The organism is Micromonospora solifontis, assembly GCF_003725545.1.
GTDB classification, from domain to species: Bacteria; Actinomycetota; Actinomycetes; order Mycobacteriales; family Micromonosporaceae; genus Micromonospora; species Micromonospora solifontis.
Genome location: NZ_RJLN01000032.1, coordinates 20,983 through 42,154, shown reverse-complemented (window position 1 = coordinate 42,154; position 21,172 = coordinate 20,983). Strand labels below are relative to the sequence as shown.

Here is a 21,172-nt window from a genome sequence, read left to right as displayed (position 1 = left end):
CACGCGGTTAAGTAGTCTCGGACCGCGTGTCCGCCCATTATGGTTGCTGCCATGAATGGGATTTCGGGACCGATCCACCGTCCGGGCGACGCCGGCTACGACACCCACCGCGCCGGCTACAACCGGGTCATCGAGCACAAGCCCGCCCTGGTGGTCGAGGCCGCGGACGCCGACGACGTGGCGGCCGCGGTGCGCCTCGCCGCCGCCGAGGAACGGCCGGTCGCCGTGCAGGCGACCGGACACGGCCCGGCGGTGCCCGCCGACGACGCGGTGCTGGTCCACACCGGACGGATGGCCGGGGTACGGGTCGACCCGACCGCCCGGACCGCCCGGGTGGCCGCCGGCGCGCGGTGGCGGGACGTGCTCGCCGTGGCGGTCCCGCACGGTCTCGCGCCGCTCAACGGCTCCAGCCCGGTGGTCGGCGTGGTCGGCTACACCACCGGTGGCGGGGTCGGCATGCTCGGCCGGCGGTACGGCTTCGCGGCGGACCACGTGCGCGCGATCGACCTGGTGACCGCCGACGGCCGGCTGCGCCGGCTCACCGCGACGGAGGAGCCCGACCTGTTCTGGGCGGTGCGCGGCGGCAAGGGCAACTTCGGCGTGGTGACCGCCCTGGAGATCGACCTGTTCCCGGTCACCCGGCTCTACGGCGGGGGCCTCTACTTCGGCGCCGAGGCGGTGCCCGACGCGCTGCGCGCGTACGCCGAGTGGACCCGGACGGTGCCGGACGAGATGACCTCCTCGGTGCTGATGGTCCTGGTGCCGGACATCGAGGCCGCCCCGGCGCCGCTGCGCGGGCGGTACGTCATGCACCTGCGGATCGCCTGGTGCGGCGCGCCGGAGGAGGGGGAGCGGCTGGTCGCGCCGCTGCGCGCGGCGGCGCCCGCGCTGATGGACACCCTCGGGGTGCTGCCCTACGAGCGGGTTGGCTCGATCCACCACGAGCCCACCGACCCGGCGGCGAGTTACGGCCGGAACGTCACGCTGCGCGCCCTGGAGCCGGACACGGTGGCGGCGCTGCTGGCCGCGGCCGGTCCCGACGCGGGCGCCCCGTACGCGATCGAGCTGCGCCACCTCGGCGGCGCGTACGGCCGACCGCCGGCGGTGCCGAACGCGGTCGGCGGCCGGGACGCCGCGTTCAGCCTCTCCTCGATGTCCTTCGCCGACGGCGCCGACCTGGCGGCCCTGCGGGCTGCCCACGAGGGGCTGCACGAGCGGCTGCGCCCGTGGCTGGCCCCGGGCCTGGTCAACTTCCTCGGCGTGCACGACGCCACCGGGCCGACCGTGCGGGCCGCGTTCGGTCCGGAGCGCTACGAGCGGCTGGTGGACGTCAAGACCGAGTACGACCCGGCGAACCTGTTCCGGATCAACCACAACATCCCGCCCCGTAATGCGCCTCGATAATTGACGGCGAAACTGTCCACCTTGCTTTTCCTGACGCTCGACGGGCCCGTGCGTAAACGCCGGTGGCGGAAATGTTGCCGGCAGATGTCCGCTCCGGTCGAATGCCGCATACTCCGCATCCGGCGTTTGTCGGGAGTGCGATACAAATAGCCTTCAGTCGATGACTACCCTACGCAGGTGTCTCCTCGCTCACAGCAATATGGGAGTGGTTGCGGATGCGCCGTCCCTGGCAGAGTCTTTCCCGATCCTGCCGATGCCGCCGGCGTCGGGTTCGGCGTTCCGCCGTTGCCACCGCCGACCCGCCCCGCCGACACATCGCCGAAAGGAAACGCAGGGACACAATTAAATAGGACAAGAATCAACGTTACCTGTTTGGGTCGCCCGGTTTCCGGACCGGTTCCTGCCGGTCCCTGGACGGCCCATTCGGAAAGCCCACCGGAAAAGACGTCCCGGACGGCCCGGCCGAGCGCCCGCACAGGTCGGTCGGCCGGACGTGGGGAGGCGGTGGGCGGCAACGACGGTGGTGGTCTGCCGCCGGGCCCCGAGCACCGGGTTGTCACCCGGCCGCCCGGGACCCCGCGCGGGCGCTGGGGGAGGCGTTCGGTGCGACAAGTTCGGGAATCACTGTGTCTGGCCGTGCTCGGCCCCATGCGTGCCTGGCGGCACGGGGACGAGATCACGCTGGGCCCGCCGAAACAGCGGGCCGTGCTCGGCCTGCTGGCCAGTCGGGTCAACGACGTGGTCGGCTTCGAGGAGATCATCGACGCGGTCTGGGGCAGCGAGGTGCCGCCGACCGCCGCCAACGGGGTGCACACGTACGTCGCGGGTCTGCGTCGGGTGCTGGAACCGGGCCGCAGCCGGCGGGAGTTGGGCGACGTCCTGGTCTCCACCGGTGGCGGGTACGCCCTGTTCATGGACCCGGAAGACCTGGACACGACCCTCTTCGCGGCCCGGCACCGGCAGGCCCGCCGGCTGCGCGAGACGGGCGACGGCCCGGGCGCGGCGGAGGTCTACCAGTCGGCGCTGCGGCTGTGGCGCGGCGAGGCGTACTTCGGGGTGCCGGGGCCGTTCGCCGCGGTGGAGCGGACCCGGCTGCAGGAACTGCGGCTGACCGTGGTGGAGGAGCTGGCCGAACTCCTGCTCGACCTGCACCGGCCGGCCGACGCGGTCACCGTGCTCTCCGACGCGGTGGCCAAGGAACCGCTGCGCGAGAAGCTGCGCGGGCTGCTGATGCTCGCCCTCTACCGCAGCGGCCGGCAGGCCGACGCGCTGAGCCTCTACCGGGAGACCCGGCAACTGCTCCACGAGGAGCTGGGCATCGAGCCGGTCCTGGAGCTGCGCGACCTGCACAACCAGATCCTGGCCGGACACCCGGACCTGGACGACCCCGCGCCGCCGGAGCTGCTGGCCGAGACGCCCGCCGCGCCCGAGCCGCGCCCGGCCGACCTGCGCTGGCCGGCCCAGCTGCCCTGCCGGCCGCGCGGCTTCGCCGGTCGCCACGCGGAGCTGGCCCGGCTGCGTGACCTGATCGAGCGGGACCGGCATCGCGGCGTGACGACGGTGGCCGTGCTCGAGGGCGGGCCGGGCGCCGGCAAGACCGCCCTCGGCCTCGAACTGGCCCACGAGATCGCCGCCGGCTTTCCGGACGGCCAGCTGTTCGTCGACCTCCGCGGCTCCGCCCCGGCCGGCGGACCGCCGCTGTCCCCCCTGGACGCCCTCACCTTCGCGCTGGTCAGCCTCGGCATCGACCGCCCGCGCATCCCCGACGAGCTGCACGCGGCCAGCGCGCTCTACCGCAGCGTGCTGCACGGGCGGCGGGTGCTGGTGGTGCTCGACGACGCGGCGGACCCGGAGCAGGTCCGGCCGCTCATCCCGGGCGGCCCCGCCTGCGTCCTGGTGACCAGCCGTCGCCGGCAACGCGGGCTCGCCGCCCGCGACGGGGCGTACCGGGTGACCCTCGGGCCGGTTTCCACGGCGGAGGCCACCGAGCTGCTCGCCAACCTGGCCGGCGCGGGCCGGCTGACCGGTCCGGCGGACGAGATCGCCGAGCTGGCGGAGCTGTGCGGCCGGTTGCCGCTGGCGCTGCGGATCGCGGCCGTGACGCTGGCCGCCGAGCCCGCCCTCACCCCCGGCGACCTGGTCCGGCGGTACCGGCTGCCGCACACCCGGCTGGACCATCTCGCGGTACGCGGCGACTCGAGCACCGACGTGCGGGCCGCGCTGGCCGTCTCCTACCAGGGGCTGCCGCCGGAGGCCGCCCGGATGTTCCGGATGCTGGGCTGCTGCCCGAGCAGCGCGGTCACCACCCAGATGGCGGCCGCGCTGTCCGGACTGACCCGCGCCGAGGCGTACCACCAGCTCCAGGTCCTCGTCGACCATCACCTCCTCGAGGAGGTGAACGGCTGCCTGCACCGGTTCCCGGCGCTGGTCCGGGTCTACGCCACCGAGTGCGGCGAGGCCGAGCCGCGGGCCAGCCGGATGGCCGCGCTGGGCCGGATGCTCGGCCTCCAACGCCGGGAGGAGGCCCTCCGCCAGTACGAGGAGAGCGCCGCCTGAGCCCGTGCAGACATCGACCAGAGAACCTCCAGACCAGCGGCGGCAGACTCAGCACACCCGGCGGCGTCGCCGAACCGCGCGCCACCCGATGGTCTCGCTTCCCGACAGCAGCCCTGAGGAGAGAGTCCGTGAGCATGATCGGTAGCCATGCCATCGTCGTAGGTGGCTCCATCGGCGGGATGGCCGCGGCCACCGCCCTCGCCCGCCGGTTCGACCGGGTAACCGTCATCGACCGGGACAGCCTCCCGACCGAACAGGCCCGGGACCGCCGCGGCGTGCCGCACGGCATGCACGCGCACGCCCTGCTCATCAGTGGCCGGCTCGCCCTGGAGGAGCTGTACCCGGGCCTGACCGACGAGCTGATCGATGGCGGCGCGGTGCCCTTCGACCCCGGCGCCGACCTGCTGTTCCACCAGATGGGCGGGCTGCGGGTGCGGTTCCGCAGCGGCATGCTCGGGATCAGCCAGACCCGGGCGTTCCTGGAGCTGACCGTACGCAAGCGGGTCCTGCGGCTGCCCAACGTGACCGTCCACGACCGGCTCGCCGTCTCCGGCCTCACCGGGGTCAGCGGCCGGGTCACCGGAGTGGAGTTGGACGACGGCCGTACCCTCACGGCGGATCTCGTGGTGGACGCCACCGGCCGCAGCGGCGGCCGGTCCGACCGCTGGCTGGAGAAGCTCGACTGCCCGGCGCCGGAGAACGCGGTCGTCCGGATCGACGTCGGCTACACCAGCCGGATCTACGCGCGCCAGCCCGGGGACGTGCCCGACGGCACGCTGCTCGTTCTGATGGCCGCGGTGCCGCCGCACCACAAGAAGGCCGCGGCGGCCTTCGCCGTGGAGGGGGAGCGGTGGGTGGTGACCATCGGCGGCTGGCACAAGGACCACGCGCCGGCCGACCCGGCCGGCTTCCTCGCCTTCGCCGAGGGCCTGCCGTCGCCCGCCATCGCGCACCTGATCAAGAAGGCCGAGCCGCTCAGCGAGCTGGAGACCCGGCAGTTCCCGGCCGCCCGCCGCCGCTTCTTCGAGCGCCTCGACCGGCTGCCCGCCGGCTACGTCGCCCTCGGCGACACCATCTGCAGCTTCAACCCGCTGTACGGGCAGGGCATGACCGCCGCCACCCTGGAGGCCCTCGCCCTCGGCCGCAGTCTGGACAAGTTCGGCACCGCGTCGGCCGAGATGGCCCGGCACTACTACCGGGCCGCGGCGAAGGTGCTGGAGACGCCGTGGCGGATGGCGACCGGTGGTGACTTCGCCTACCCCGAGACCACCGGCCCCAAGCCGTTCGGCACGGACCTGATCAACCGGTACGCCCGGGAGGCGATGCTCGCCAGCCACGTCTCGCCGGAGGTGCACAAGGTGCTGTTGGAGATGCAGCACCTGCTCTGCCCGCCGTCGGCGTTGCTGCGGCCCACCACGGTGCTGCGCTCGCTGGTGGCCGCCCGCCGCTCGCCGGCCCGGGCCGAGGTCATCGCCCAGTCGGCCCGCTGAGCTCCGAGCGGGCCGGTCGCTGCCCGGGCCGCCCGGACCGTCCACCGTCGAACGAGGGAGCTGCCGTGCCACCGTCGAACCCGCCCCGGCCGCAGCGCTGGTGGGCCCTGGCCGCGGTGGTGGCCTGCCTGCTGCTGATCGGGCTCGACACCACGACCGTCTTCCTGGCCCTGCCGGAGTTGATGACCGCCCTCCCGGCCTCGGCCGGCCAGCTCCAGGGTGTCTTCGTCGGTTACCTGCTCGCCTTCGGCCTGCTGATGGTGCCGCTCGGCGCCCTCGCCGACCGGTTCGGCCGGCGGCGCGTACTCCTGGCGGGCCTGCTGGTCCTCGGGCTCGGCGCAGCCGGCGCGGCGCTGGCCGGCAGCGTCGCCGCGCTGCTGGTCGCCCGGGTCGCGATGGGCGTCGGCGCGGCCGTCGTCATGCCGACCGCGATGGCGATGCTGCCCGTGCTGTTCCCGCCCGAGGAGCGGGGCCGGGCGTTCGCGGCGGCCTCCGCCGCGGTGAGCCTCGGTCTCTGCCTCGGTCCCCTGGTCGCCGGCGCGCTGCTGGAACGGTACTGGTGGGGTTCGGTCTTCCTGGTCGACCTGCCGATCGTGGCGGTGGCCGCGCTGCTCGTGGCGGTGCTCTTCCCCGAGTCCCGGTCACCGGGACGTCCGGCCGCCGTCGGTGGTGCCCGGCTGAGCCGCCCCGTCCTGGTGCTGGCGCTGGTGTACGTGCTGATGACCGGGTTCCTGTTCGGGTTGACGCCGTACCTGAACGGGGTCGGCCCGGCCGGCGGGTTCTCCGCCGGCCTTCGGCTGCTGCCGCTGGTCGGGGCGCTGCTGGTCGGTGCGGGCCTCGGCGAGCGGATCGGCGGCCGGGTCGGCCCACGGGCGCCCGTGGTGGCCGGCGCGCTGCTGGCCGCCGCCGGCCTGGCGCTGTTCGCCACGACGGGCACCGCCACCGCCGCCGCCCGGGTGACCCTCGCACTGGTCGCCGTCGGGGCGGGCCTCGGCGCGATGCTGTCCGGTGCGATGCGGGCGGCCACCGCGGACAACCCGGACGACCTGCTCGGCGTGGTCCGCTTCACCACCGCGGTGCGCCAGGTCGCCGGGGCGGTCGGGGTGCTGCTCGCCGGCACCGCGCTGACCCTGGCGTACCGGGCCGGCTCCGGGGTCGTCGGCGCTCACCTGGGTGCTGCCCTGCGCCGGGCGGAGCAGGCCGGGGCGGCGGGCGAGGAACTGCGGGCCAGCGCTCGACTGGCCTACGTCGACGGCCTGCACGCGGCGGCGCTGCTCGGGGTCGGGCTGGCACTGCTCGCGGCCGGGCTCGCCGCGACCGGCCGGTTCGGGCCGCCCGCCGGTGGCCGGGCCCCGGCGGCACGGCGTCCGGCCCCGGCCGGCGCGGACCAGCCCGCCTGACCTCGGCCACCCCGGTACCACCCCCACCCTCCGCCCACCACCCGGTCGCGCTGGGCGGGCACCGGCCGGGCCGGGGGTGATTTCGCCCCGGGCTGCGGCAGTTCGGTGCCTCGGAGCGTCGCGATGCCGCTGTTCGCGGCGATCGGCGTGGCTGAGGCACGGGCTCGCGGAGGCAGCGACATCCCCGGCGCGGCGGGTGGAGAAGGGTCCGGGCGGATCAGCGGGTGGATCGCGGGGCGCGCCGCGCAGGGTGCGGAATGCAACGTGCGGCTCGTGCCGCGGGTCCCGTCGGCGGGATGGCCGGTGAGTCAGCTCCACGACTCTGTGTCCACTAGGGACGGCCGGCCAATCCTTGTCTGAGCTGCCCGGCGGCCGGTGCGCCGCCGCGCCGCCGCCGGCGTCCGGCCGGACTGGGGAACCCCTTAAGACCGCGTCCAGAGGGTCTGCAGAACGGTCTGCGCAGACTGGCGTGGCGCACCTGGGACCCGCTCGTCGGACCGCGCGGGGCCGGTCGTCAGACATCGGTCCGCCCGGGTCGCGCGCCCCTTTCGTGGCCCGATCAAGGGAGAGTTGCGAATGTCGTCCAATCTCTACGGCATCCCAGACGACTTCGACGTCGTCGTCATCGGTGGCGGCCCCGCTGGCGCCACGCTGTCAGCGCTGCTGAGCGAGCGCGGCCGGCGGGTCCTCGTGCTGGACCGCGAGCGCTTCCCCCGCTACCACATCGGGGAGTCCCTCATCCCGGGCTTCATGCGGCCGATGGAGGAGCTGAAGCTCCTCGACCGGATGGAGCAGCGCGGGTTCGAGAAGAAGCACGGCGGCACCCTGGTGTGGGGGGCTCAGAAGATCCCGTGGGGCTTCTCGTTCATCGAGGGCGGCCCCTACAGCTACTCGTACCACGTCCGCCGCGCGGACCTGGACTCGATGATCCTCGACCGGTCGCGCGAGCTCGGCACGCACGTCATCGAGGAGGCCACCGTCAAGGAGGCCATCGAGGAGGACGGCCGGATCGTCGGCGTCCGCTACACGATCCGCGGGTCCGAGGAGGTCCAGGAGGCCCGGGCCAAGCTGGTGGTCGACGCCTCCGGCCAGGCCCGCGTGCTGGGCCGCAAGCTCAGCAACGTCAACTGGCACGAGGACATGCGCAACGTCGCGGTCTGGACGTACTTCGACAACGCCGACCGGCTCCCCGGCGACGAGTACACCAACATCCTCATCGAGGGCCTGGAGGGTGGCTGGTTCTGGGGCATCCCGATCGACAAGGGCACGATGAGCGTCGGCTACGTCACCGCCTCCGCGGCGGCGGCCGCCTCCGACGAGTCGCTGGAGGACCTGTTCCGGGCCCAGCTCGCCCGTTCCAGCCAGCTCAAGGAGCTGCTCAAGAACGCCCGCCAGTCCAGCGGCTTCCGCTCGGCCCGCGACTGGTCGTACACCTGCGACCGGTTCTACGGCCCGGGTTGGGTGCTGGTCGGCGACGCCGCCGCGTTCGTCGACCCGCTCTTCTCCACCGGCGTCGCGCTGGCCACCCTGGCCGGCAGCGCCCTGTCGAAGATCCTCGACAAGGTGCTGGAGCACCCGGAGATCGAGGACGCCGCGCTGGAGCGGTACGCGACCGCGTACCGGGCCTTCTTCGACGAGATCCGCACCTTCGTCGGGAAGTTCTACGACCGCACGAAGTACAAGGAGTTCTACTGGGAGCAGGCCCAGACGATCGTCGACCCGTCGCGCGAGCGCGACCCGCGGGAGGACTTCGTCACCCTGGTCTCCGGCCTCAGCGGCCGTCACCCGCTGTTCAACATCAACGTGGACGACCTCATCGCCGAGCGCGCGGAAACCGCCGCGGTCGGAGCCTGACCCACCCACGCGGCAGCCGCTCCGGCGGCTGCCGCGTGGCGCCGCACCGACGTCGAATGGGGCCCGATGACCAGCCACACCGTCCAGATGTTGTTTGTCGACCTGGCGCTGATCCTGCTGCTCGCCCGCGGGTTCGGCGTGCTCGCCGTCCGGCTGGGGCAGCCGCCGGTGATCGGTGAGATCTTCGCCGGCATCCTGCTCGGGCCGACCCTGTTCGACGGCTGGATCGCCGCGAACCTGTTCCCGGCAGCCGTCCGGCCGCTGCTCTCCGGCATGGCGGACGTCGGGGTGGCCCTGTTCATGTTCGTGGTCGGCCTCGAGCTGGAGCGCGGCGTGCTGCGCGGCAAGGGACGGAACACCGCCGTGGTGGCGGCCGGCTCCACCCTGCTGCCGTTCGTCCTGGGGCTCGGGCTCGGCTGGTACCTGTGGCGCGGCCACGGTCACGGCGACGCCGTCGCGTTCGTGGTCTTCGTCGGGCTGTCGGTGTCGGTGACCGCGTTCCCGGTGCTCGCCCGGATCATCGCCGACCGGGGACTGGCCCGGACCGGCGTGGGCGCCTTCGCCCTGGCGGCCGCCGCCGTGGTCGACGTGGTGGCCTGGGTGGCCCTGGCCGCCGTGCAGGCCGCCATCGGCGGCGAGGACGGGCAATGGCGGGTCCTGCTGCTCCTGCCGTACGTGGCGGTGATGTTCCTCGCCGTCCGGCCACTGCTGCGCCGGCTGGTCAACGGCGGCGATCCGGGCGGCCCGCTCAGCGTCCCGCGGCTGGCCGCGCTGCTCAGCGGCGCCCTGCTCTCGGCCGCGGCCACCGAGGCGATGGGCATGCACTTCATCTTCGGCGCGTTCCTGTTCGGCCTGGTGATGCCGACCGGTGCCGCGGAACCGCGCAGTGAGTCCATCCAACGCCAGACCGGCCAGCTCACCGCCCTCCTGCTCCCGGTCTACTTCGTGGTCGCCGGGTTCAAGGTGGACCTCGGCGGGATCGGCCTGGGCGGGCTGCTGGACTTCGGCGCGATCCTGCTGGTCGCCGTCGCCGGCAAGCTCGGCGGCACCTACCTGGCCGCGCGGGTCCAGGGCGTACCCGCCCGCGCGTCGCTGGCGCTGGGCACGTTGCTGAACACCCGCGGGCTCACCGAACTGATCATCCTGGGCGTCGGGCTTCGGATCGGCCTGCTCGACGGCTCCCTCTACTCGCTGATGGTCGTCATGGCGCTGGTCACCACGGCGATGACCGGCCCGATGCTCGCCTGGATCTACCGCCGGCCGGTGGAGATCACCGCCTCGGCAAGGGGGCCGGCCCTGGTGCCGGCGGCCCGGTCGTCGGCTTAGGAGGAGAAACAGATGAACCTCGTCGAACGTGGATCGGAGCTGGCCACGCTGGCGGAGGTCCTGACCGCCTCCGCCGCGGGCAGCGGCGGCGCCGTACTGGTCAGTGGCGGCATCGGCTGCGGAAAGTCGGAACTGCTCGACGCCGTGCGCGGGCGGGCCGAGGCGGACGGCTTCGCGGTGCTCGCCGCGGTGGGCTGCTGGGCCGAACGGGAGTCGCCCGGCGGCGTCCTCGGCCAGCTGCTCCGCTACGCCGAGCTGCCCGGGGCGTCGCCGGGCCGGATCGGTGAGCTGCTCGACGGGCTCGGCGCCGCCGGCCCGGTCCCGGAGGCCGAGCCGCGCACCCTCGACGCGGGGGCCACCGCCGCCCTGCACCAGCTCTGCACCGAGGTGCTCCAGGTCGCCGAGCGGATGCCGGTGCTCATCTGCGTCGACGACGTGCAGTTCGCCGACGCGATCTCCCAGCACTGGCTGATCCAGCTGCTCGGCCGGCTGCGCAACACCAGGGTCGCGGTGGTCGTCGCCGAGTGCGTGCTCTCCCGGCCGACCAACCCGCGACTACGTGCCGAGCTGCTGCGGCTGCCCAGCTACCGCCGGATCCCGCTGCCGCGGCTCTCGCCGGCCGGGGTCGCCACCGTGCTGCGCCGGCACCTCGACCCGGACACCGCCGCCGCGCTGGCCGGCGAGGTCCACCACGTCAGCGCGGGGAATCCGCTGCTGGTCCGGGCGCTCGTCGAGGACCACCGCAACGGCGACCGGCCGCCGGCCGCCGCGGGTCGGCTGCGGGTCGGCGAGGCGTACGGGGACGCGGTGCTCAGCTGCGTGCTGCGGGGCCGGCCGGTGCTGATGCGGGTGGCCCAGGCGCTCGCCGTGCTCGACGAGGGCACCGGCAGTGCCGCGCTGGCGGTGCGCCTGCTCGACGACGAGGAGGCGGCCACGGTGCAGCGCGGGTTGGACGCGCTGGACGCCGCCGGCCTGCTGGACGGCGGAGCGCTGCGGCATCCGGCCGCCACCGCCGCGCTGCGGGCCAGCGTCCCGGCGCACGAACGCACCCGGCTGCACCGGCGGACCGCCGAACTGCTCTACTCCGACGGAGCGCCGCCGACCCGGGTGGCCCGCCACCTGGTCGCCGCCGACCGGACACTGCCCGACTGGGCGCTGCCGGTGCTGCGCGCCGCGGCCGAGCGGCACCTGGTGGAGAACCGGGCCGCCGACGCGTACGCCTGCGTCGAGGTGGCGCTGCGGATCTGCACCGACGAGAGCCTGCGCGTCCCGCTGAAGGCGCTGCTGACCAGCGCCGCCTGGCTGCTGAACCCCTCGATGAGCGTCCGGCACCTCGGCGAGCTGGCCGAGGCGCTGCGGGAGGGGCGGCTCGGCGACCGGCACGCGCTGATGCTGGCGAAGTACCTGCTCTGGCACGGCCGCTTCGAGGAGGCGGCGGAGGCGATCGAACGCATCGTCGCCCGCGCCGACGAGCACGACCCGACCGGCTCGGCGGAGCTGCGCGCGACCCGGGAGATCCTCGCCGCCTCATACCCGGCGCTGGTCTCCGGCCGGCTGCGCCCGGAACGCACCCCCGCCCGCCCCACCCGGGACCCCCGGGTACGCAGCGCCGCGGCGCTGTCGTCGCTGCTCGCCGGCGGCGACGAGGACGAGGCGGTGGCCGACGCGGAGGCCTGCATGCGGGCCATGCGGCTGACCAAGAAGACCCAGGAAGCGCTGATGTGCGCGGTGGCCACCCTCCAGTTCGCCGACCGGCTGCCCGCCGCGGCGAGCTGGTGCGACCACTGGCTGGCCGAGGCGCGGGCCTGGCAGGTGCCGCTCTGGGAGGCGGAGTTCGCCTCGCTGCGCGCCAGCATCGCGCTGCGGCAGGGCAACCCCCTGCTGGCCCGGCAGCTCGCCGAGGCGGCGCTCAAGCAGGTGCCGCTGGAGAGCTGGGGCGTCTGCATCGGCGGGCCGCTGGCCAACCTGGTGCAGGCCGCCACGGACACCGGCGACCACGAGGCGGCGTCGACGTACCTGGAGATGCCGGTGCCGGAGGGCATGTTCAAGAGCCGGTTCGGCCTCTACTACCTGCACGCCCGGGGGCGCTTCCAGCTGGAGAACGGCCGGCCGCACGCGGCGCTCAACGACCTGACCACCTGCGGGCAGCTGATGACCTCCTGGGGCTTCGACCGGCCCGCGCTGGTGCCGTGGCGGGCCGAGGCCGCCCAGGCGTACCTGCTCGCCGGCGATGTGGCGCGGGCCCGGGCCCTCGCCCGGGAACAGCTGGCCCTGGTCGGACCCCGGGCGTCCCGGACCCGCGGCATGTCGTTGCGGGTGCTGGCCGCGGTCAGCCCGCCCGGGGAGCGGGCCGACCTGCTCACCGAGGCGGTCGAGGTGCTCCGCGGCTGCGGCGACCAGGCCCAGCTGGCCCAGGCGCTCGGCGACCTGGGTTGCCTGCACTACCAGGCCGGCCGCCCGGCGCGCGCCCGGCCGCTGGTGGAGACGGCGGCCCGGCTGGCCCGGTCGTGCGGCGCCCGGCCGATCCTGCGCCGGCTGCCGCTGGAGGCCGGCCCGGCCCGGCCCGAGCCGGCCGACCCGGCCGAGCAGGTGAGCCGGGTGGCCGCGCTGTCGCTGCTGTCCGGCGCGGAGCGCCGGGTGGCGGCGCTGGCCGCGCGCGGCCACACCAACCGGGAGATCTCCCGTCGGCTGTGCATCACGGTCAGCACCGTGGAGCAGCACCTGACCCGGACCTTCCGCAAGCTCGGCGTCAAGACCCGGGCGGACCTGCCCGAAGAGATCGTGCTGGACATGGCGGTGGCGGGATGAGGCCCGCCGGCCGTCGCGCCCCCGCACACCGTTTCCCGACGAGAAGGAGGTGAGAAGATTGCCGCTCGACAGCTCCGGATCGGGACGTGACGACCGGTACGACGTGGCGATCCTCGGCAGTGGTATCGCTGGCGGCATGCTCGGTGCGGTACTGGCCCGCAACGGTGTCAAGGTGCTGCTGCTGGACGCCGGCGCCCACCCACGGTTCGCGATCGGGGAGTCCACCATCCCCTTCACGTCCGGGATGACCCGGATCATCGCGGACCGGTACGGCGTGCCGGAGATCAAGCCGCTGTCCAGCTTCCGTGGCGTGCAGAAGCACGTCTCCCGCAACTGCGGCCGCAAGCAGAACTTCGGCTTCATCTACCACCGGGAGGGGGCCCCGCAGGACCCGGGGGAGGTCAACCAGCTGGTCGTCCCGTCGATGCTGCGGACCGAGTCGCACCTGTTCCGCCAGGACGTCGACACGTACCTGTTCCAGGTCGCGGTGAAGTACGGCGCGCACACCCGGCTGAACACCCGAATCGTCGACGTGGAGATCGACCCGGACGAGGGCGCGGTGCTGCGCTCGGACCGGGGCGAGGAGTTCCGGGCCAGCTACGTGGTCGACGCCGGCGGGTTCCGCTCGCCGCTGGCCGACAAGTTCGAGCTGCGCGAGGTGCCCACTCGGGCCCGGACGCACTCGCGCAGCGTCTTCACGCACCTCATCGGGGTCCGCCCGTACGACAAGTCGCCAGCCGCCGCGCGCGGCCACGGCCAGCCGAACCCGTGGCACCACGGCACGCTGCACCACGTGTTCGACGGCGGCTGGATGTGGGTGATCCCCTTCGACAACCACCCGGACTCGCTCAACCCGCTGGTGAGCGTCGGACTGACCCTCGACCCGCGGGTGCACCCGAAGACCGACCTGCCGCCGGAGGAGGAGTTCCGGCAGTTCCTGAACCGCTTCCCGGACATCGCCTGGCAGTTCGAGGACGCCAAGCCGGTCCGGCCGTGGGTCTCCACCGGCCGGTTGCAGTACTCGGCGAAGCAGATCGTGGGTGACCGGTTCTGCCTGACCTCGCACGCCGCCGGTTTCATCGACCCGCTCTACTCGCGCGGCATGACGAACACCCTCGAACTGATCAACATCATGGCGTGGCGGTTGATCGCCGCCGCCCGGGACGGAAACTGGTCGACCGAGCGGTTCGAGTATCTGGAGACGCTCCAGCAGGGCCTGTTCGACTTCCACGACGACCTCGTCTACAGCTCGTTCGTCGCCTTCCGGGACTACGAATTGTGGAATGCGGTCAACCGCACGTGGCAGCTCGGCACCATGCTCGGGAATGTCGTCATCGAGGACGCCTACTTCCGCTATTCCCGCAGCGGTGACGACAAGGTTTTCCTCGCCCTGGAGGACAGCCGGCACCCCGGCTCACCGTTCCCGGTCAGCGAGAAGTTCAGCGAGTTGGGCTTCTTCACCCGGCAGACCTGCCAGGCGGTGGAGGCCGGCACGCTGTCCCCGAAGGACGGCGCCGCGCAGATCTTCGCCATGATCGCCTCGGCCGACTACCTGCCGCCGTCGTTCGGCTTCGGCGACCCCGTTAACCGTTGCTTCAGCGCCTCCCCGTCCAAGATGGCCCGCAACGCGGTGTGGAGCCGGCGCAAGGCACCGGAGGAGATCGGTGCCATGATGAGCCGGGCCACGGCCGGCCTGGTCCGGATGCGGCTGCGCCCCTGACCGCACCCCCTACCCGTACGGCGGCGGTCCCGGTGTCACCCACCGGGGCCGCCGCCGACGTGTGTGCGGGGTCACTCCACATTGGCCTCTTTCACTGCCAGTGGGGTCGCCGCGATAGGGGTCGGCCTCGGGTACGGATGGATCGAATCGGGGTTACCGCCCATTCGCCGCCCGCGTAGATTCTGGTGGGCGGCGACAATTTCGCCCGCACCCGTGGAATTTCCACACCGCCGGGCGACGACCGGTCGTAACCGCAATTTCTGCATTCTCCCGCCGCAGTCGGCGTCGACGAAAAGGCAGTGAATGGACGCGATGGCAGACTTCGACACGGCAGACCAGATCGCGATCGTCGGCATGGCCGGGCGGTTTCCCGGCGCCGACGATCCGCAGGCCCTGTGGCGACTCCTGACCGGACGCGGCGACGCCATCGTCGGCGTACCGGCGCAGCGCTGGGACGCCACCGCGCAGCTCGACCCGGAGCGCGAGATCCAGGCCGTGGGCGGCTTCCTCGACGGCGTGGACGGATTCGACGCCGCCTTCTTCGGCATCTCCCCCCGCGAGGCCGAGGACATCGACCCGCAGCAGCGGCTCATGCTCGAGGTGACCTGGCGGGCGCTGGAGGACGCCGGGCAGCCGGCGGCCGGCCTGGCCGGCACCCGCACCGGCGTCTACGTCGGCGCGTCCTGGCACGACTACGAGCTCGCCCGCCGCGAGCGCGGCGCCCCGACCAGCCAGCACAGCCTGGTCGGCAACGCCCTCGACGTGATCGCCGCCCGGGTGTCGTACGCCCTGAAGCTGCGCGGCCCCAGCCTGACCGTGGAAACCGGCTGCTCGTCGTCGCTGGTGGCCCTGCACCTGGCCGCGCAGGCGCTGCGCGCCGGGGAGATCGACGCCGCGGTCGTCGGCGGGGTGAACCTGATCCTCGCCCCCGACGTCTCCATCGGCCTGACCCACTTCGGCGGCCTCTCCCCGAACGGCCGGTGCGCCGCCTTCGCGGCCGAGGCCGACGGTTTCGTCCGCGGCGAGGGGGTGGCCGCCGTCCTGGTGAAGCGGCTCGACCGGGCGCTGCGCGACGGCGACCGGGTGCACGGCGTGCTGGTCCGGTCGGTGGTCAACAACGACGGCGGCGGGGAGAGCCTGGTCACCCCCAGCCCGGACGGGCAGCGCGAACTGCTCCGCCTGGCGTACGGCGACGGCGCCGTGCCGCTGGACCGGCTCGGCTATGTCGAGGCGCACGGCACCGGCACCGGCCGGGGCGACCCGATCGAGGCCGGCGCCATCGGCGAGGTGCTCGGCGCGGCCCGCACCGTCGGGCCGCTGCCGATCGGTTCGGTGAAGACCAACATCGGCCACCTGGAGGCCGCGGCCGGGATGGCCGGCCTGTTCAAGGTCCTGCTCGCGCTGCGGCACCGCACCGTGCCACCGAGCCTGCACTCCGCCACGCTCAACCCGGAGATCCCGTTCGACCGGCTCAACGTCACCGTGGTGCGCGAGCCGCTGCCGCTCCCCGCCGACGAACCGGTCTACCTCGGCGTCAACTCCTTCGGCTGGGGCGGCACCAACGCCCACGTGGTCGTCGGCCCGGCCCCCACGCCGGCCGCCGAGCCGGCCGCCGACCCCCCGGACACCGGCCTGCCCGCCGTGGTGCCGCTCTCCGCCCGCCAGCCGGCCGCGCTCGCCGCGCTCGCCGGCGACCTCGCCGGGCGGACGGCGGAGCCGGAGCCGGAGACCGACCTGACCGCCGTCGCGGGCACCCTCGCCTGGCACCGCGACCACTTCCCGGTACGCGCGGCCGTGGTCGCCGACCGGCCGGCCGCGCTCCGCGACGGGCTGGCCCGGCTCGCCGCCGCCGGCCCGGACGCGCCCGCGGACCCCGACCTGCCCACCGGCCGGGCCGTCCCGCACCGGCGTACCGCGTTCGTCTTCCCCGGTCAGGGCTCCCAGTGGCGGGGGATGGGCCGGGAGCTCTACAAGCGCAGCCCGGTCTTCGCCGACGTGGTGCGCCAGTGCGCCGAGGCGCTGCGCCCGCACGTCTCCTGGGACCTCACCGCGGTCATCGCCGACGAGGCGGGCGACGAGTGGACCACCCGGATCGACATGCTCCAGCCGACCCTCTGGGCGATGTCGCTCGGCCTGGCCGAGCTGTGGCGGGCCAACGGCGTGCACCCGGACCTGGTGCTCGGCCACAGCCAGGGCGAGATCACCGCGGCCACCCTGGCCGGCGCGCTCACCTACGCCGACGCCGCCCTGCTGATGGCCCGGCGCAGCGCCATCGCCCGGCGGGCCTCCGGGCGGGGCCTGATGCTCGCCGTGGACCTGGACCGGGACGGCGCCCGGGAGGCGCTGCAGGGCTTCGAGGAGACGGTGGCCCTGGCCGTGCACAACGGCCCCCGGTCCTGTGTGCTCTCCGGCGACCGGGACGACGTGCTCACCCTCAAGGAGCTGCTGGAGGCCGAGGAGGTCTTCTGCCGCCTGGTCAACGTGGACTACGCCTCGCACAGCCCGCACATGGAGGCGCTCCGCGACGACCTGCTGACCGCGCTGGCGCCGGTCCGCCCGACCACCGGCGGCGTGCCGCTGCTCTCCACCGTCCGGGTCGGACTGCTCGGCGGCCCCGAGCTCGACGCGTCGTACTGGGTGGAGAACCTCTGCCGGCCGGTGCTCTTCGCCGACGCCATGCGGCAGGCCTTCGACGACGGCGTCACCCACGTCGTCGAGATCAGCCCGCACCCGGTGCTCACCCCGGCCGTCGAACAGCTCGCCGCCGAGCGCGCCGAACCGGTCGCGGTGCTCTCCACGCTGCGCCGGGACCAGGGCGGCGCCGAGGACATGGCCCGCGCCCTGGCCCGGGCGTACGTGGCCGGACTGGGCCCGTTCGGCGGGCTGCCCCGGGGCCGCCGGGTGGACCTGCCGGGCTACCCGCTGCGGCCGGAGAAGTACTGGCCGGCCGCGCGCCCCCGGCGCACCGGGGGCCGCGGCTTCGAGGTGACGCTGACCCCGGCGCCCGGGCAGGTGGACACCTGGCACGCGCCGGTCGGGCTGACGCTGGCCGAGCAGCCCTGGCTGGCCGACCACCGGGTGCACGACGCCGTGGTGCTGCCCGGCGCCGCCATGCTCGGCCTGCTCCTGCTGGCCGCGCGGGCGCGCACCGGCGGCCGGCCCGGCCGCCTCGACGAGGTGACCTTCGACCGCGAGGTCACCTTCGCCGGCGACGACGTGCGGCTGACCGTGGAGTGGCGCGACGACGTCACCGAGGGCGGCAGCGTACGCCTGCTGCACCTGCCCGACGGCGCGGCGGGCTGGACCGCCGCGGCCGGCGGCCGGGTCTCCTACCGGGCGGCCGACGGCCCGGCCCCCGGCTTCCCCGACTGGGCCGAGCCGGCGGAGCCGGCCGACCCGGACGCCTTCTACCAGGAGTGGGCCGGTCGCGGGCTCCGCTACGGCCCGGCGTTCCGTCCGATCCGGACGCTCCGGGTGCACCCGGACGGCGCGGAGGCGGTCGGCGAGGTGGTCCTGCCCGACCGGCTGCGCGCCGGCAACCGGCCGCACACCCTGCACCCCGCGCTCGCCGACGGCGCCCTCCAGGTGGCGCTCGCGCTCTGCCCCGGCGACGACGCCGTCGTGCCGGTCGCCGTCGACCGGGTCCTGCTGCACACCGACCTCGACGAGCCGCCGACCACCGTCTGGTCGCACGTGATCCGGCACGACGCCGAGCACTACGACGTGCACGTCCTCGACGCCGGGCGGCGGCCCGTGCTGACCCTGCGCGGACTGCGCCTGCGGCCGCTGCCGGCCACCACCGGCGGCACCGACGACGCGGACCGGCTGCACCGCCTCGCCTGGACACCCGCCGAGCCGCCGGCCGTGCCGGCGCACCCCGGTCGCTGGCTGGTCTGCGGCCCGGCCCCCCGCGGCGAACTGGTCACCGCGCTGCGGGCCGCCGGTGCCGACGCCGTGGACGACGGCAACGACCTGCTCGCCACCGATCCCCGCGCGGAGGCCGCCGGGGTGGTCTTCGTCGCCCCGGACGGCGACGCCGGGCTCGGCGCGCAGCGCCAGAACCTGCTCCGGCTCACCGCCGTGGCCCGCGCCTGCGCCGGCCGGAGCGTCCCACCCCGACTCGCCGTGGTCACCACCCGGGCCCAGGCCGTCACGCCGGCCGACCGACCCGACCCGGGCGCGGCCCTCTACTGGGGCTACCTGCGGGCGCTGCGCCGGGAACACGGCGAACTCGACCCCCGGGTGATCGACGTGGACCCGGCCGATCCGGACCGGTCCCCCCGGTGCGCCGCCGAACTGCTCGGCGGGGAGGACGACCAGGTGGTGCTGCGCGCCGACGGCCGCCGGGTCGGCCGGCTGGCCCGCGGCGAGCTGCCCGAGGACGACGCCGCCGAGCTGCCCGTCCCGCGTACCGCCGCGCAGCCGTTCCGGGTCGTCCCGATCCGACCGGGCCGCTGGGAGGGCGTGGTGCCGGTCCCGCTGGCCCGGCGCGCCCCCGGGCCGGGCGAGGTGGAGGTGGAGGTCAGCGCCACCGGGCTCAACTTCATCGACGTGATGAAGGCCGTCGGCACGTACCCCGACCCGTCGGGCGGGGCCGAGCTGCTCGGCGGCGAGTGCGCCGGCCGGGTCGTCGCGGTCGGCGACGGGGTCAGCGAGCCCCGCCCCGGCGACCGCGTGGTCGCCTGCGCCTTCGGCGCGCTGGCCAGCCACGTCACCGTCCGGGCCGGGCACACCCGACCGATCCCCGCGGCGCTCGCCGACACCGACGCCGCCGCCCTCCCGCTGGTCTACGCCACCGCCTGGTACGCCCTGACCGACCTCGGCCGCCTCGCCCCCGGCGAGACCGTGCTGGTGCACTCCGCCGCCGGCGGCGTCGGCCTGGCCGCCGTGCAGGTGGCCCGCGCCCTCGGCGCCCGGGTCGTCGCCACCGCCGGCAGCGAGGCCAAACGCGCGCACCTGCGCACGCTCGGCGTCACCGACGTCTTCGACTCCCGCGACCTGGGCTGGGCCGCCCAGGTCCGGGCCGCGACCGGCGGGCGGGGCGTGGACGTCGTGCTCAACTCGCTGACCGGCGCGGCGATCCCGCTCGGCCTGGACGCGCTCGCCGAGGACGGCCGGTTCATCGAGATCGGCAAGAAGGACATCTACGCCGGGCGGCCGATCGGCCTGGACGCCTTCCGCAAGGGCATCACCCTCGCCGCCGTCGACCTCGCCGGCCTGATGGACCGGCGACCCGACCGCTTCGCCCGGCTCTTCGCCGAGGTGTGGCAGCGGGTCGCCGACGGCAGCCTCCCGCCGCTGCCCACCCGCGTCTTCGGGTACGCCGAGGCGGCCGAGGCGCTGCGCGAGATGTCCCACGGCACGCACGTCGGCAAGCTGGTGGTGGCCGACCCGACCACCGTCGACACGGTCACCGCGGTGCCGCTGCCCGAGGGGCGGTTCCGGGACGGGACGTACCTGATCAGCGGCGGCCTCGGCGCGCTCGGCCTGGCGCTGGCCGAGTTCCTCGCCGGGCACGGCGCCGGCGGGCTGGTGCTGTTCGGCCGCTCCGAGCCCGACGCCGCCGCGCAGGCCCGGGTGGCGGCGCTGCGCCGCACCACCGCCGTCGAGGTGCTGCGCTGCGACGTGGCGGACGAGGCCGCGCTGCGCCGGGCGCTGGCCGGGGTACGCGCCGGACTGCCGCCGGTGCGCGGTGTGTTCCACGCCGCCGGCCTGCTCGACGACGCCACCGTCGGCACCCTCACCGACGGGCAGGTGGCCCGGGTGCTGGCGCCCAAGGTGGACGGCGCGCTCGCCCTGGAGGCGGTCACCGTCGACGACCCGCTGGACCTGTTCGTGCTCTTCTCCTCGGCCGCCGCGCTGATCGGCAACGCCGGCCAGGCCGCGTACGGGGCGGCGAACGCGTACCTGGACGCGTTCGCCGAGGCGCGGCGGCGCGCCGGCCGGCCCGCGCTCAGCGTGCAGTGGGGCCCGTTCGGCGACGTCGGCCTCGCCGCGGCCGACGAGAACCGGGGCGCCCGGCTGGCCGAGCGGGGGATGGAGAGCTTCCCGACCACCGAGGCGTGGCCGGCGCTGGTGCGGATGCTCGGCCGCGACGAGCCGGTGGTCGGGTACGTGCCGCTGAACCTGCGCCGCTGGTTCGACGCGTACCCGGACACCGCCGCCCTGCCGAGCTGGCAGTGGCTGCGCGCGGCGGCCCGCGACGGCGAGGCCGCCGGTCCCGCGCACGGCTTCCGGGGCACCCTGCTCCAGACCCCGGCCGCCGAACGCGCCGCCCTGGCCGAGGCGAAGGTGCGCGAGCTGGCCGGCCGGGTGCTGCGACTGGACACCGAACGGGTCGACCGGGAGACCCCGTTCAAGGACCTCGGCCTCGACTCGCTGATGGGCCTGGAACTGCGCAACCGGCTGGAGCAGGCGTTCGGGCTGCGGTTGTCGCCCACCCTGCTGTGGACGTACGGCAGCGCCCGCGCCCTGGCCGGCGCCCTCTGCGAGCAGCTCGCCCGCACCGCCGAACCGCCGACCGCCGAGCCGGCCGAGCCCGACGGGGCGGGCACCGAGCCGGCCGTGCCGAGCGCCACCGGCTGACCCGCCGCACCGCCCGACCGACCGCATCC

9 protein-coding genes are annotated in these 21,172 nt (G+C 74.8%); all 9 read left to right on the top strand.

Translation table 11 applies throughout. The features are described from left to right. The first annotated feature begins 51 nt into the window (after nt 1–51). The 9 genes from EFE23_RS13620 to EFE23_RS13580 all read left to right on the top strand — a co-directional run bounded on the left by EFE23_RS13620 (nt 52) and on the right by EFE23_RS13580 (nt 21,143). Nucleotides 52–1,404, top strand: coding sequence for an FAD-binding oxidoreductase (locus EFE23_RS13620; protein ID WP_123241282.1), 1,353 nt, complete (start codon nt 52–54; stop codon nt 1,402–1,404). Between the two features lie 636 nt (nt 1,405–2,040). Then, nucleotides 2,041–3,960, top strand: coding sequence for an AfsR/SARP family transcriptional regulator (locus EFE23_RS13615; RefSeq protein ID WP_233600972.1), 1,920 nt, complete (start codon nt 2,041–2,043; stop codon nt 3,958–3,960). Nucleotides 3,961–4,088: 128 nt separating this feature from the next. Then, complete coding sequence (locus tag EFE23_RS13610) at nt 4,089–5,450, top strand: NAD(P)-binding protein (RefSeq protein WP_148058449.1); 1,362 nt, start codon at nt 4,089–4,091, stop codon at nt 5,448–5,450. Between the two features lie 65 nt (nt 5,451–5,515). Next, entirely contained in the window at nt 5,516–6,850 is a 1,335-nt protein-coding gene (locus tag EFE23_RS13605) for an MFS transporter (RefSeq protein WP_158675857.1), read from the top strand. 576 nt (nt 6,851–7,426) lie between these two features. Beyond that, the gene (locus EFE23_RS13600) at nt 7,427–8,704 is read left to right on the top strand and encodes an NAD(P)/FAD-dependent oxidoreductase (protein ID WP_123241278.1); all 1,278 of its coding nucleotides are present in this window, start codon (nt 7,427–7,429) and stop codon (nt 8,702–8,704) included. 66 nt (nt 8,705–8,770) lie between these two features. Continuing rightward, complete coding sequence (locus tag EFE23_RS13595) at nt 8,771–10,030, top strand: cation:proton antiporter (protein ID WP_123241277.1); 1,260 nt, start codon at nt 8,771–8,773, stop codon at nt 10,028–10,030. A gap of 12 nt (nt 10,031–10,042) precedes the next feature. Then, nucleotides 10,043–12,838: an ATP-binding protein gene (locus EFE23_RS13590; protein ID WP_123241276.1), complete on the top strand. Its 2,796-nt coding sequence runs from the start codon at nt 10,043–10,045 to the stop codon at nt 12,836–12,838. Nucleotides 12,839–12,887: 49 nt separating this feature from the next. Next, on the top strand, nt 12,888–14,558 hold the full coding sequence (locus EFE23_RS13585; RefSeq protein ID WP_233600971.1) for an NAD(P)/FAD-dependent oxidoreductase: 1,671 nt from the start codon (nt 12,888–12,890) through the stop codon (nt 14,556–14,558). A gap of 312 nt (nt 14,559–14,870) precedes the next feature. Then, nucleotides 14,871–21,143: a type I polyketide synthase gene (locus EFE23_RS13580; RefSeq protein ID WP_199737064.1), complete on the top strand. Its 6,273-nt coding sequence runs from the start codon at nt 14,871–14,873 to the stop codon at nt 21,141–21,143. Nucleotides 21,144–21,172: the final 29 nt, after the last annotated feature.

Bases quoted from the DNA above. Each gene is read 5' to 3' on its own strand.
- EFE23_RS13620 (WP_123241282.1), top strand. From the start codon at position 52: ATGAATGGGATTTCGGGACCGATCCACCGTCCGGGCGACGCCGGCTAC.
- EFE23_RS13600 (WP_123241278.1), top strand. From the start codon at position 7,427: ATGTCGTCCAATCTCTACGGCATCCCAGACGACTTCGACGTCGTCGTC.
- EFE23_RS13595 (WP_123241277.1), top strand. From the start codon at position 8,771: ATGACCAGCCACACCGTCCAGATGTTGTTTGTCGACCTGGCGCTGATC.
- EFE23_RS13590 (WP_123241276.1), top strand. From the start codon at position 10,043: ATGAACCTCGTCGAACGTGGATCGGAGCTGGCCACGCTGGCGGAGGTC.
- EFE23_RS13580 (WP_199737064.1), top strand. From the start codon at position 14,871: ATGGCAGACTTCGACACGGCAGACCAGATCGCGATCGTCGGCATGGCC.